At 38.9% G+C, this 13,377-nt stretch carries 15 protein-coding genes; 8 read left to right on the forward strand and 7 right to left on the reverse strand.

Annotated features, from left to right (window positions below; genetic code table 11):
- Window positions 1–78: 78 nt before the first annotated feature.
- The 3 genes from ACDE64_RS09345 to ACDE64_RS09355 all read right to left on the reverse strand — a co-directional run bounded on the left by ACDE64_RS09345 (window position 79) and on the right by ACDE64_RS09355 (window position 2,247).
- Window positions 79–585: an ADP-heptose synthase gene (locus ACDE64_RS09345; protein WP_411346197.1), complete on the reverse strand. Its 507-nt coding sequence runs from the start codon at window positions 583–585 to the stop codon at window positions 79–81.
- A gap of 193 nt (window positions 586–778) precedes the next feature.
- Window positions 779–1,231 carry a DUF441 domain-containing protein gene (locus ACDE64_RS09350; RefSeq protein WP_411346198.1) on the reverse strand — a complete coding sequence of 151 codons (453 nt, stop codon included), beginning with the start codon at window positions 1,229–1,231 and terminating at the stop codon, window positions 779–781.
- Window positions 1,232–1,269: 38 nt separating this feature from the next.
- Entirely contained in the window at window positions 1,270–2,247 is a 978-nt protein-coding gene (locus ACDE64_RS09355; protein ID WP_411350259.1) for a YpdA family putative bacillithiol disulfide reductase, read from the reverse strand.
- 372 nt (window positions 2,248–2,619) lie between these two features.
- Here ACDE64_RS09355 and ACDE64_RS09360 point away from each other — a divergent pair, with 372 nt between their 5' ends.
- The 4 genes from ACDE64_RS09360 to ACDE64_RS09375 all read left to right on the forward strand — a co-directional run bounded on the left by ACDE64_RS09360 (window position 2,620) and on the right by ACDE64_RS09375 (window position 6,506).
- Window positions 2,620–3,135, forward strand: a complete 516-nt coding sequence (locus ACDE64_RS09360) for a DUF3939 domain-containing protein (protein WP_411349777.1) — start codon at window positions 2,620–2,622, stop codon at window positions 3,133–3,135.
- A 142-nt stretch (window positions 3,136–3,277) separates the two neighbouring features.
- Window positions 3,278–3,961: an HAD family hydrolase gene (locus ACDE64_RS09365; protein ID WP_411349778.1), complete on the forward strand. Its 684-nt coding sequence runs from the start codon at window positions 3,278–3,280 to the stop codon at window positions 3,959–3,961.
- A gap of 141 nt (window positions 3,962–4,102) precedes the next feature.
- The gene (locus ACDE64_RS09370; protein ID WP_411349779.1) at window positions 4,103–5,599 is read left to right on the forward strand and encodes a hypothetical protein; all 1,497 of its coding nucleotides are present in this window, start codon (window positions 4,103–4,105) and stop codon (window positions 5,597–5,599) included.
- A complete protein-coding gene (locus ACDE64_RS09375; protein ID WP_411349780.1) occupies window positions 5,583–6,506 on the forward strand; it encodes a hypothetical protein in 924 nt (307 codons plus the stop codon). Before ACDE64_RS09370 ends, ACDE64_RS09375 begins: the two co-directional genes overlap by 17 nt.
- On the opposite strand, the gene ACDE64_RS09380 is transcribed toward ACDE64_RS09375, so the two are convergent.
- Both ACDE64_RS09380 and ACDE64_RS09385 read right to left on the reverse strand, forming a co-directional pair.
- The gene (locus ACDE64_RS09380) at window positions 6,486–7,535 is read right to left on the reverse strand and encodes an ATP-grasp domain-containing protein (protein ID WP_411349781.1); all 1,050 of its coding nucleotides are present in this window, start codon (window positions 7,533–7,535) and stop codon (window positions 6,486–6,488) included. The two genes, ACDE64_RS09375 and ACDE64_RS09380, sit on opposite strands and share 21 nt — an antisense overlap.
- 25 nt (window positions 7,536–7,560) lie before the next feature.
- Window positions 7,561–8,505, reverse strand: a complete 945-nt coding sequence (locus tag ACDE64_RS09385) for a tyrosine-type recombinase/integrase (protein ID WP_411349782.1) — start codon at window positions 8,503–8,505, stop codon at window positions 7,561–7,563.
- Between the two features lie 316 nt (window positions 8,506–8,821).
- Here ACDE64_RS09385 and ACDE64_RS09390 point away from each other — a divergent pair, with 316 nt between their 5' ends.
- A complete protein-coding gene (locus tag ACDE64_RS09390; protein WP_411349783.1) occupies window positions 8,822–9,376 on the forward strand; it encodes a GNAT family N-acetyltransferase in 555 nt (184 codons plus the stop codon).
- 37 nt (window positions 9,377–9,413) lie between these two features.
- Here ACDE64_RS09390 and ACDE64_RS09395 read toward each other — a convergent pair whose 3' ends face one another.
- Both ACDE64_RS09395 and ACDE64_RS09400 read right to left on the reverse strand, forming a co-directional pair.
- Window positions 9,414–9,542, reverse strand: a complete 129-nt coding sequence (locus ACDE64_RS09395) for a hypothetical protein (RefSeq protein ID WP_411349784.1) — start codon at window positions 9,540–9,542, stop codon at window positions 9,414–9,416.
- A 256-nt stretch (window positions 9,543–9,798) separates the two neighbouring features.
- Entirely contained in the window at window positions 9,799–10,521 is a 723-nt protein-coding gene (locus ACDE64_RS09400) for an S-layer homology domain-containing protein (RefSeq protein WP_411349785.1), read from the reverse strand.
- 268 nt (window positions 10,522–10,789) lie between these two features.
- On the opposite strand from ACDE64_RS09400, the gene ACDE64_RS09405 reads away from it, so the two are divergent.
- The 3 genes from ACDE64_RS09405 to ACDE64_RS09415 all read left to right on the forward strand — a co-directional run bounded on the left by ACDE64_RS09405 (window position 10,790) and on the right by ACDE64_RS09415 (window position 12,862).
- Complete coding sequence (locus ACDE64_RS09405) at window positions 10,790–11,872, forward strand: lactonase family protein (protein WP_411349786.1); 1,083 nt, start codon at window positions 10,790–10,792, stop codon at window positions 11,870–11,872.
- Window positions 11,873–12,181: 309 nt separating this feature from the next.
- Window positions 12,182–12,436 carry a hypothetical protein gene (locus ACDE64_RS09410; protein WP_411349787.1) on the forward strand — a complete coding sequence of 85 codons (255 nt, stop codon included), beginning with the start codon at window positions 12,182–12,184 and terminating at the stop codon, window positions 12,434–12,436.
- Between the two features lie 114 nt (window positions 12,437–12,550).
- Complete coding sequence (locus ACDE64_RS09415) at window positions 12,551–12,862, forward strand: hypothetical protein (protein WP_411349788.1); 312 nt, start codon at window positions 12,551–12,553, stop codon at window positions 12,860–12,862.
- The last annotated feature ends 515 nt before the right edge of the window (window positions 12,863–13,377 follow it).

The following is a 13,377-nucleotide window of genomic DNA, read 5'->3' on the forward strand; positions in this document are numbered from 1 at the left end:
TAATAGATATATAATCCAGCCATACAGCCCAACAAAAAGAACCTTCACCGACAATCCGGTGAAGGTTCTTTGGCATGGTTACACAGGCGAAATGCCTTCGAGTGCATACGAGAAATCTTCGATATCGTATACCTGTACAGGTACTTTAGCATCGATCAGGCGCTGGATCATCTCGAACTGGTCAGTCAGCATGGGAGCTTCCTTTTTCAGCGAGGAGAGGATCAGTTCTGTTTCGATGGGGTCAAAGGATTCGCCGTAATGTGCATTGTCGAGCGCATTGACGACTGACAGCTGGACTTGATCGCTGAAGACGATGCCTGAGCTTTGCGACCAAGGCATTTGCAGGCAACGCTGAATTTTCTTTTTGTTCAGCGGCTCTTCTAGATAGCGAATCAGCTCCTGAATTCGGTCGCGCACTTCACGGTCTTCGACCGGGTTGTTCATAAGCGGCTCTTCGCTCTCCGCGAATTCGTACAGCTCCATAATGGTAGTGTACGGCACAATATAAGTGACCGGTTTATCCGGGTTAAGTAACTGGCCATAGATGGCAATCATGACTGCTTCAATTACAAACGCCTGGGACATGGGAAATCCTCCTGGAAATGCATACGTGTATACATAGTTGAATGTCAGCCTACATGGAAAGGCTGGTATTGGAAGTATATCATATCCTGCTGTTGGCGATAACCTTCAACTTCACAACACGTCCAAGCCTGCTGTTTCATTCGTGTACATGAATAGCTCCGCACATAAACGAAGCGGCAAATGTATGTGTAGATTACGATCTGCCGATCAGTAACGATAGTAAACCCGCCGCGATCAATGGGCCGACCGGTACACCTTTGAAAAAGGCAACCCCAAGTAACGTCCCGATCAACAGCCCTGCTACAACGGTCGGCTGATTGGTCATCAGTATCGTTCCGCGTCCGCCCAGATAAGCAACAAATAGACCGATGCCAACCGCAGCAAGCGATTTCCAGCTCAGAAAAGAGTTCCAAATCACATCCATCGAGATTCTGCCGCTGGCAAGTGGCGTCATGACACCAATCGTCAAAATCGTAATCCCAATCGTTAGTCCGTATTTTTCCAGCCACGGAAACGCTTGATTCCAGCCGAGCACACGAACTAGCAACAGTACCAACATTGCGATGGTGACCGTTGTATTTTTGCCGACGATCCCGAGTCCTGCCATGACTAGCAGCACGAGAGCAGGCATATCGATAGCGCCCATAGTTATTCACCCTTTCCAATTATGCTGCTCCCGTATCATCAGGAGTTGGCAACGATATGCTTGGCGATCAGCGCACCATGGCGGCGTCCCGTTTCAATAAACACTTCGTTTGCATTACGACCGGAGGCGATAACACCAGCGACGTACAGACCTTCGATATTCGTTTCCATCGTATCCGGGTCAAAGCGAGGCTTGTCTATATCGTCACTCATCGTTACACCCATCGAAGTGATTAATTTGCGATCAGGGCGGAAGCCAGTCATCGCGAGTACGAAGTCATTGTGCAGCATTTCGATTTTACCGTCATTATGGGTGAGTTGAACTTCCGAGTCATGAATTTCGGTCACACGTGCATTTAGATGAAGCGCGATCTTGCCTTTCATAACTAGACTTTCAAAAATAGGACGCACCCATGATTTGATATTGGCGGACAGATCATTGCCACGATAGACCATATCGACTTTGGCACCGACGCGCACAATTTCTAGCGCAGCATCGACTGCGGAGTTACTGCCCCCGATAATCGCTACACGCATACCGGTATACGGATGAGCTTCGCGGAAATAATGAGTAACTTTGTCCAGATCTTCGCCCGGAATACCGAGATAGTTTGGATGGTCAAAATAACCGGTGGAAATGATCACTTTGCGCGCTTCATACGTATGCTGTTGCCCCTGACGATTCACCGTATGCAGGGAGAACGTACCGTTCTCGTGGCGCTCTATGCCTGTCGCTTCGGTATATGGCTGAATATTCAATTTGTAATGTTCCGCAGCACGGCGATAATATGCCAGCGCTTCATGTCGGAATGGCTTCTCATTAGGAGATGGAAACGGCAAATTGCCAATTTCCAGCAATTCTGCTGTACTGAAAAATTGCATATTGGTCGGGTATAGAAAAATCGAGTGCACCACATTGTACTTTTCAATCACTAACGTATTCAAACCGAGGCGCTCACATTCAATCGCTGCGGATAAGCCGCATGGACCAGCGCCCACAATAATAACATCTTGCATCACAGGGTCATTCTCCTTCCATTTCCTTAAAATCTGTCTATAAAAACGCTACTTTTTATCATACCATATTTGGAGGGAAACGGCAGAACTCTAACGTATAGCGTATCTTCTATATGATAAGGAGATAGTAGAGAAGGAACATGTGCATGCAAGATGCTACGATAGGGCTATAGATTACGCTGAGTCGCTTTAGTCAGACAGAACTATTTTGTCAGAAACGCGCATGAATTTGTAAAATCGTGCATCATTTATTGTAAAATGCGGTATAGTTATAGTAAGGAAAGCAAAAAAGTAAGTATTCCTTGTATGTATAACTGAAAACGTTTTCTGTCGTGTCCCTTGTGCACCCACTCTCAGGGAGGAGAGATTGTGATGTCTATACTGGAACGCTTGAAAGGCAGAAGCAAAAAGACCGGAGGCGGAATGCCCTCAGTTCATGTAACAATGGACGAATTGCGCAGTGCGGTATTGCAGTTTGAACGCGATATGGGCGATGGTATCAATCGTACCGTATTAATGCAGGAGGATGGAACACTCGATTTGTCCAGATTGAACCGTTATTTGGGCGGGCAATGTGATCAGAAGTTTTATCTGTCCCGTGAGACATTTGAGCTGTTTGAAGAACAGGAGCGGCATATTCCATACCATTTGGATCGTGTACAATGGGCGGTGGACGATTATGCTAGTGAAACCGGGAAAATGCCAGTGATCGAGGATTCACCGCACTTTGAGGTGGATTGCCGTAAGCTGTATCAGCAGCGCTATCTACACGAAATTCCTGACTTTCGCGTATTCGTCACCGATCAGGAAATGATGGTCACCCATCGTGAGCCAGCTATTTTACCGGAGAGTAAAGCACAGACAGATAAAAACTATGTGCTGTTGTAATGCGTATAATAAGATGAGAATACAGATGAATACCTTGACCCGGCTGTAATGCAGTCGGGTTTTTGATGTTTACATATGCGGTATAATAAGTTGTAGTATGTATAGAAATGCGAAGCAAGGAATTGCCAAAGACAGGAGCAGAATGATGACACAACAACCAATCAAAGCAGTGATTTTCGATTTGGACAATACATTAATGGATCGGGATTATACGTTTCGTGCTTTTTCCGAGCGATTGATTCGCGATTATCTCGGTCATCTGAATGAGGAGCAGGTGCGTGACATCATCGGGTATATGCGTATTGCTGATGCAGACGGATATCGAGATAAGCGGGGATTTTTTGAGGAATTGGTAGAGCGTTTGCCATGGTCGGACAAGCCAGATGCAGATGGTCTATTTGCGTATTATGATGAGCATTATATGAAGGAAGCGCGCCTGATGAATCATGCGCTGGAAGCGATTCAGGCTTGTCGCGATCAGGGGTATAAGCTGGGCATGCTGACCAATGGACGTTATGAGGTGCAGTTTGGCAAAGTGAAGCATCTAGGGTTGGAATCGTATTTTGATGTGATTTTGACATCGGGTGAAGCAGGAATCAATAAGCCAGATAAGCGGATTTATGAGATGGTGCTGGAGCGCTTGGGTACGAGTGGAGAAGAGACCGTGTTTGTAGGCGATCATCCAGAGAATGATATTTGGGGTGCAGCGCAGGTGGGGATGAGAGGGGTTTTCTTACGGCGTAGTTTTGAGTGGGATGGTAGTCTGGGATTGGAGCCGTGGAAGCGGATTGAACAGTTAGATGAGTTGGCAGGGATTTGGGGATAATTACAATTTCTACTCTTATACAAATGAATAGATGAATTATTATATTTGATATATAATTTTCTTAGGACTAACGATATACAAAAGTATTATTACGAGTGTATAAAATATCCAAATAACTATATATTATCTGGAGGTCATTCTATGGAGGAACTAATTGAAGGATTACCCATTAAGAATAAAATTCGTAAAAATATAAAAGAATATATAAATAATGATGAAAATAGAGTTCTTCGCATTAAAACATCAAGTAACATCAATTTGAAAGATATGTACATGCCGATATTAATAGAAAAATATAAAATTTTAGATATCAAATATTTGTACAAAGAAGTTAATTCAGATAAAAAACATTCTGGAAATGTAACTATTTCTTCACAACCATTAATTCAATTTCTAGGAACTATAAGTGCAGGAGCCATGAGTTATTTTTCCAAAGTGCCTACTGATCATATATTGACAGTAATTAAGTTAATAATACCAGAACGATTATCAATAAATTACGAAAAAAAATTTACACCTATTTTAAACGGACTGAATTTGAAAAAAGAACCTGCATTAAAATATTTGAATTTAAAAAGAATTATTATTGTAGAAGATTATTATTCTTTAGAAAATAGTGAGAAAGATCTTTTAAAACTAATATGTTATTTTATAGAAAAAAAATATTTGATTGATTTAGGGATAATTATTCACTACCCAAATGTTTTAGATTGGGACGATGATTTTGATAGATTCTCTGAAAGTATTCATGATATCTCAGTAAATGATCTAAATTATATTATAAAAGATCCCGAAGTGGTTTTTGAACCCTATGTATTAGAATTGACTAAACAAATGGGGCTGAAATTTTTTAAATCTTATAGTGATGTTATTATTAAAAATATGCAAAAAGAGGAATCAAACTTAGATTTTATGATCAAAAGTATTATTGAAAAAATGTTATCTGTTCTAGAACAAGATCAAAATCATATCAAAGAACTAAGAAACTTTTTTGAATGTTGTAGCCTTTTTACGAATTATTTTAAAAAATATGATATTGAAGAGGCATTAGAACTCGAAAATTTAGAGTATCTCGCATCTGCACAAGATAGCAAAATGATTAGTGAAGATAAAGGGAGTTACAAATTTACAGAATTGAAAATTAGAGAGTTCTTTTTTGAAAACGCAAAAAAACGTATACCTAGTACAGTTATAGAAAAAATGTATGTATATATTTATAAAAATTACCCTAATGAATACTTACATTTAGCTAGGTTAATAGAATGCTTTTCTAGAAAAGAGAATGAAGTTATATCAGCTTATATAGTAGCTTATTATTTTTCAAGAAAAGAGAGTTTGTTTTCACAACGTATAATTCTGAGAAACTCATTTCATTATTCTCATGAATGGATAGCATGTTTTGAAGCTTTCGAAATAATATATAACCATCACAAATATAATGAGAAAGCATTAAAAGAAAATATTGATGAATTATTAGATAAGATAAACAAAATGAATATTTCTACAATTTCCAAACTTTGCTGTTATTCTATGATTTCGATTTATTTTTATGAATATGAGAAAAACCAAGAAAATATATTGAATTTCTATAATGAATTTTTATCTGAATTTAATAAATTAGATGAAAAAAAATTGTAATTATTTTGAATATTGGGAAACTGAATTTAATACAGTTTTAATTTTAATATCTACTTTAATAAAAGAGCCTTCAGATAAAATTAGAAGATACAACCAGAAAATCATCAAAAAAACATTACAGAATGTCAAACCAGGTTTAAAAACTGACATGAAGAATTATCTAAAACTTCTCCGTTTAGGCTCTTTGATTTACGCAGAAGATTTTGAAAAATCTGTAATTTATAATAAACGAGCATATTTAGAAAGTAAAGAATATAGTGTAGATTACGAATTGTCCAAAATTAATTATAGCTGTTGTTTAATTACTTTAGGTGAATATGAAAAAGCTGTAAAAATATTAGAAGAACCTTGCTCATTTGACATTAATCTTATTAATAAAGACACTTACCTTTCATATGAAAACAATTTATTAATTGCAAGATTTATGAGTAATGTATTGTCTCCGAAGCAAGCCTATAACCAATTATTTAAATTACTTAAAAGTGCATACGACTTTAATTCAAGTGATGCTACAATTTTGCGTAATAATTTAGCTGCAATCATGCTTATATCTAATCCAGAAGAGTCAATAAACGAATTGATAGAATTATCAAAAAATCAAGATCTATATCACTCTTTTTATGCAAAACATAATCTGATCTATAGATATTTTATTGGAAATCAAATTGAAGAATTTGAAGATTTAGTTAATGATATTTCTTATGATTTCTTGTTAAAAAATTATGTTGATTTTTTCTCATACAAATTTAATACAATGAGGAGCATGATGAATATAAATTTATCTCATGAAGCTAAGAATCAAAATCTTATGAGAATTTTAAAAGGTCATTCTATATATTCTAATAGACAATATTCGCATTATAGTCAGCCAATCCTTTATGGAGGATTAGAAAGGTGGTTCGAATAATTTGTGCTTTATCATAGATGTAAAAATCAATAATTGGAAGTTGATATTTAAGCTGTTTTCGAAATGATTTTTAAATGCGTAATAAGTTGAACTCATAGATGATACAGTAGGGTTAGGAGTAATATCTATAATATAAATATTATTTTCATCTATCCTAAAATCAATACGACTGATAGCTGAAAACCCTAAAAGTTCTGCACATTTAATTGAAATTTTTTTTATAATTTCTGATTGTGGGCTATCAAATGTTGAAAAGCTATAATTTTCAGTAAATATTGTATTAGCAGTAAGTATCTCTGCCCCAAAAGGCAAATTGATTTCTATACATCCAGGTACTATATATGAATCTTTAAAATGTATGACTGGAGCTTCTATTTCTTTTCCAGCTATATATTCTTGAACAATTAGTTTGTCATATACTTTTAAATCAGCTAGTATATTTTTTTTGAATTCTTCAAAATCGAAATTTTGAAAATCGATTTTTTTGACACCTATACTTGCAGATTCTGAATTAGGTTTAATTAAAAAACTTTTCTTTTGTTTAATAAAAGAATTAATGGCAAAATCGATATCAGCTTTAGAACTAATAAAATGAGTTTCTGGAATGAATTCTCTCAATTCTTTTTCAATTATTTTATACATGATTTGTTTATTCCCACCTAAAAAAGAAGTGTAAGAATCATTTCCTACATTAATTAAATCGAAATGTTCACAAAGCAAGGGTATTAAGCTTCTTCTTCCAATACCTTTTGTGTTTTGAGCCATAGAATAAACTAATATATATTCGAATTTTTTTTTTAACATCATTATATTTTCTGTAAAATCTTTTTCGTATTTATATAAAAAAAGTTTTTCTGTTAAATCTAAAAATGAATTTTTAATTTCTTGTAGTTCACTTGGAGTTATGCCCTCAGCTGCATGAAGATAATCTAAATCATCTACATCGTTATAAACAAAAACAATACAAAAATCTTTTGAAAGTTTAATTTTGGTTATAGTATTATGAAATTCTCTTATTAGTTCCTCCATAGAATGACCTCCAGATAATATATAGTTATTTGGAGGTCTCTATTTTATTCCTTGGATTGTATTTTGCTAAAACTGCTCGTTTTCTTTTTATCGAAACTTCAGTATAAATCTCCGTTGTACTCACACTAGAATGCCCCAAAATCTCTTGCACAGCACGTAAATCAGCGCCATTCTCTAATAACTGAGTAGCAAAGGAATGGCGAAGATAATGTGGAGTTGCACTACTGTTGATTTTCGCCATTTGTTTATACTTTGCGAAAATATCTTCAATTCCGTAAATAGATAAACGATCGCCGTACTTATTCAAAAACAATGCTTCACTTCTAGGACTAAATTCCTGCCTGATTTTCAACCAAGTTTGAATTTTATCAATTAATTCTTTACTGGATAGGTAAAGTAAACGTTCTTTTCGTCCTTTACCAAATATAATAATTGATCGATTTCGAAGATCAATATCTTTTAAGCTGATTTGTACTAATTCTCCTATACGAATACCTGTTGAGAAAAGGAGATCGATGATAGCATCATTGCGAATATTCAGTCTCGTACTAAACGGACTTTTTTTTACAGAACGATCTTGTTGGGGAGCAGCCAATAGGCGTTTGATTTCATTAGGCGGTAATGTTTTTGGAATCCGTTTCGCCGTTTTAAACTTTTTGCCTAGATGAATTAGCGGGGATGCTTTGATCCATTTCTTCTGAGCCATATACGCGAAAAAGCTTTTGAACGTAATATATTTTCGTTTAATGGTTGAGTCTTTCAACGTACTATGTTGACTTAATTCTGCAAAGTACAGATGAATAATCTCTTCAGTAATATACTCGAATTTATGTTCGTGAAGCCAAATGGATAAACGATTGAGGTCTGATACATATGCTTTGATTGACTTGTTGGAAAGGTTCTTCTCAATATGCAGATGATTTATATATTTAGTAATATACGTGTGATAATGTTCAATATTTAATTTCAAAATTGATCCTCCATTTTGAGCGCAATGAATTTGTGAGTAAAGTGTTGAGACGAATGTGAGCAGTCATGTTCTATATATTGGTTCTGATGCATTCTACTATAGTGTTATATGATTTGTGAACTGTTAGGGTAGAGAGTGAATGGATTTACTGGATGTAGATGTGTAAGTGAATGGAAAAATCCTTGGATTTTTTAATTATGTAGATCTGAAAGCAATATTGTACATATGAAGATGATACATCGGGATACACTTTGTCTTCGCTTGTCAAGCATCTGATATAATGATAAAGAATTCGATAGTTGGAGGTTTACATATTATGAATAACGAATTAGAGGAAGTACACAGCTCTATTGTGATCCGCCCACTCACACCGGAACATGCGGAGGCGTTGTTACAGCTTCGGCTGGATAATCGCGAATATATGAGCAGATACGATCCGATTCGACCGGAGCATTATTGGACCATCGAGACTCAGCATGAGTTGCTGGCGAATGGGCAATTGCAGTATGAGCAAGGTATTGGGTACACATTCGGCATGTTTACAAATGATACGGGGCAGCTCATTGGCAGAATCGAAATGAGCGGAGTATCGCGCGGACCTTTTCAAAATGCGAATATCGGCTATTTTGTAGATACGCGGCATCATGGACAGGGGTATGCGACAGAAGCAGTGCGCTGGTGTGTGCAGTTTGCTTTTCGGGAAGCGGGATTGCATCGTCTGCAAGCAGGTGTGATGACGTGGAATATGCCATCCAGTCGTGTGTTAGAAAAATCGGGCTTTCGTCGCGAGGGACTGGCGGAGCGCTATCTCTGCATCAATGGTAACTGGGAAGACCATGTGTTATATGCGATTACATCAGAAGAAATCTGAGTATTGCTATATTGGAAGGATTCATACACAGAAACAATCACGGCACAAAGCCAAACACAAAGCCAAACACAAAGCCAAACACAAAGCCAAACACAAAGCCAAACACAAAGCCAAACACAAAGCCAAACACAAAGCCAAACACAAAGCCAAACACAAAGCCAAACACAAAGCCATCCCCGAGTTAAACCTGTATTGGTTTGCATCTTAGGGATGGCTTTGGCTATATACATTATAGGAAGATCAGTAATAGTAATATTTGGATTTTTATTCAATTGTTCTCTCGTAGATGGTACATATCTACAAGGGTATTACATAGTTCTCAGAACGTTTGAAAAGAAAGAGCTTTAGCGCACAACGTCATTGTATTATTCGTACACCCGTATTCAAATCCAAAGTATTCATATGCAAACCAGTAGTAACCATTACTTACTGTCATCCACCTTCGCATCAGCAGAATGAGTATCGTCCGCTTGATTGTCTGCATTCGGCTGGATTTTGCCAGTCAGCTCCAGAGCATTGTACAGCATTACTGCTGCTTCTGCGCGCGTAATCGGTACATCTGGGCGGAAGTTGCCTTCTGCATCCACGCTGGCAATATCGCTGTCGATGACTTGAGACAGGACATCGCGCTGAGAATCGTTTAGTGAGTCATCATCTTTGATTGTTATCGCCTCATCTTGCAAGGCACCGGTTGCGCCGCCAGATTCATGAATATCCGGGTCAAGCTGCTCAACACCTTGCCACAGCAAAGAGGCAAACTGCACCCGACTCATCGTAGCGCTCGTATCGATAGTTTGCGCCAGTTCGAGTCCGTTCAACTGGGCAATCATCATATCCGTGCTATACCATGCGCTATCATCCATCCCGGTAAAATAGTCGCTTGCCTTAGGAGCCTTGATAAACCAGAGATTGTCGATATTCAAATCCAAACCTTTCACTAGAAAGGCAACACCTTGCGCATTGGTCAATGGTGCATCCGGTTGAAATTCGGTTCCGGTGATACCAGCAATGATGTCATGAGTTTTCAAGTATTGGATCTCCTCTCTGCCGTTAGTTTGTTCCAGATCGTCAAAAGCAAGAGCATTACCCGGTGCAGCAATCAGCAGTGCACCGGTGAGTCCGATCATCCATTTACGAATAAACATCACACTCACTCCATTCTGATCATGATGGATCTGAAGACGTTATCCTATTAGGTTGTATATTAATTTTAGTGTAATTGAAATTCCAATTCCTGTATATATGGAAACAAGGAAGAGGAAATTTTTGATTTTTTCGGTCACAACGGTTAAGTTATATAATAGGGTGTTTCGCAAAAGTACGTGCTGTTATGCAGATATATGATATATCTGCCTTTGCAGCCATCACGGAGTTGGTATAACAAAAACAGGTAACTTATTGGAGGAGAATAGTATGGCTAATCCATCTCAACGTTTGCTCGTGTTTGCGGGCTCTTATGCAGAAGCTGCTGATTCTGGCGTATATGTGTATGAATGTAATGAACAAACTGGTGAATTGACAGCGACGGATTCCTTTTCCGGTATCCAGAATCCAACCTTCCTGAATGTGGATGCAGCGTCCAAACGTCTGTATGCACTCGGTGAGACCGTATCTGAAACGGGTGCAAAAGGCAAAGGCGGCGAAGCAGCTGCATTTGCAATTGATGCAGCTACCGGTAAGCTGGAACTGCTGAATCGTGTTCGAACAATCGATGGTCCACCATGCCATATTCAACGTTCCGACGACAACCGTTATTTGACAATGGTCAGCTATCATGGCGGTATGGTCGGTTTGATTTCGCTAAAAGAAGATGGCAGTGTAGGCGAGCTGCTGGACGTGCATCAGCATGAAGGGCACAGTGTTGATCCGCAAAATCAGGATCGTCCACATCCACACTCTACCTTTTTCGATCCATCTGGCAAATACTTGATCGTACAGGATCTCGGTCTGGATCGTGTGCGTACGTATGAACTGAAGCCAGAATCGAACGAATTGAAATTTACAGTTGATGTAGCGGCAACACCGGGCGCAGGACCGCGTCACCTCGTATTCCATCCAAACGGTCAGTTTGCGTTTGTGATCAATGAGTTGAACTCGACAGTCACTTCCTATCGTTATGATGCGGGTGTGCTGAACGAAGTACAGAGTATTCCGACATTGCCTGCTGACTACGATGGCTTCAATGGCTGTGCAGAGATTGCCATTTCGGAAGATGGTCGTTATCTGTATGGCTCGAACCGTGGCCATGACAGCATCGTACAGTACGCTGTGAACAGCGAGACTGGCGAACTGACGCTGGTACAGCATGTATCGACCGAAGGTGGTCATCCACGTCACTTCTCACTGCTGCCAGGTGGCAAATATGCGCTGGTAGCTAACCGCGACGGCAACAACATCGTTGTGTTTGCAATCGATAGTGAGAGTGGCAAGCTGAGTTATACTGGCAAAAGTGTAGAAGTATCCAAACCGGTATGTGTCTGGGGCGCTTATTTCTAAATCATTGCAGTAGTAATCATTGTTTACTCTTTCGGTTGTGAAAGTGTAACTCTAATATGAAGGTATACGTCTAACAAATGCTTTAACCGCTCTACCAGCTAGTAGGGACACAACGCATGTATTTGTCGATTCATTACAGATCATGACGTTTCGCTCATACTAGTTCAGTAGGGCGGTTTTTGTTTGATGGGACGTAAATGTCAACTTCCTGTTTCATTTCCAATTGTAGAGGTAAAAGAACAGTAATACGGTTCGCCGGCAATGCCGGATATGCAGCAACAAGCCGAATCCGCAAAGGAGATGGGAAACATGACAGAACCGCGTAAAAATGACAAAGTACAAAATCAGGCAGGCAAGCGCGACAATGCCGAACAGTATCCAACTGAAAATGAAAGTTTATTTGATCGCTTCGAGTCAGAGCAAACGGTCGATTCAATTCCGGTAGAGGATCTGAAGCTGGAACGTAAGGAAGAAAAGGATGGCGAAGCGACCAAACGTTCTTCTTCGAGTCAGAATGCGTATCCTGAAGGCGATTCCCAAGACGATTCAGATATTGTCCGCTGATCGTACAGCATTTACAATCATAACAGTAGCATAGATAAGGAACAGTGATGCCCGTTGGGAGCAGCTGTTCCTTTTCACGGGTTGGTACAGCCGGGAAAGGTGATACGAACGCATATGGCATTTGGAATCAACAGAACACAATTGAATGACTGGAAGCGACAAGTGGAGGCGGGCAAGATCGCCTTTTTGACGCATTACTGGATTGATGAACGATTTCCGGGAATACGTACAGTTACGAAAGTAGGCTGTAGCGATCTTCAGCGGTTACGGGAATGGTGTCAATCGTATGGGCTAAATCCACGTTATATTCATCATCGGGATCGATATCCGCATTTTGATCTGCTTGGACGTGAGCAAGTACGGATATTACAGGCAGAGGGATTGCAGGATCATATTGATCATTTTCGATTGATAGAACGAGGGTGATATGTCTTTTTGGGATAGATCGTGCCGTAATGGGAATTGATGATGCCAAGCGGCAGCGATGGATCCATGTTGTACTATATTCGACAGTATATGTATTAGATTCAGCGCGTTCCATCCATTTATTTACATACAATGATCAGGATAATCCATCACGATTAGCAATGAACAGCTAGATATATCCGACCCGCAATAGTATCATTTCCGCATGACACCGCCATGTAATCCTCTGTTTCAGGAAACATGCTTCGACAAAATAACAAAATTTTTTCAAAACCAGTTGAAATCGGTTACACGCAGCGCTATAATATCGTTGTAGAAACGTTTCGACAAATGAACGGAATTTCAAATTCTGTTTAGCAGCCGCCATCATGACTATTTTTGAAGTCGATAAGGGTAAATTTGTTGTTTTGAGCCAAAAATCACAAATTAAAAGTTGCTTTCGCTATCTAAAACTGTATTTTCCAAATAAATACAGAAGTGCATTTTAGTCTTAAATCGAAACGTTTCGATATGTT

The sequence above is a fragment of the Paenibacillus sp. WLX2291 genome, assembly GCF_046603665.1.
Lineage (GTDB): Bacteria > Bacillota > Bacilli > Paenibacillales > Paenibacillaceae > Saccharibacillus.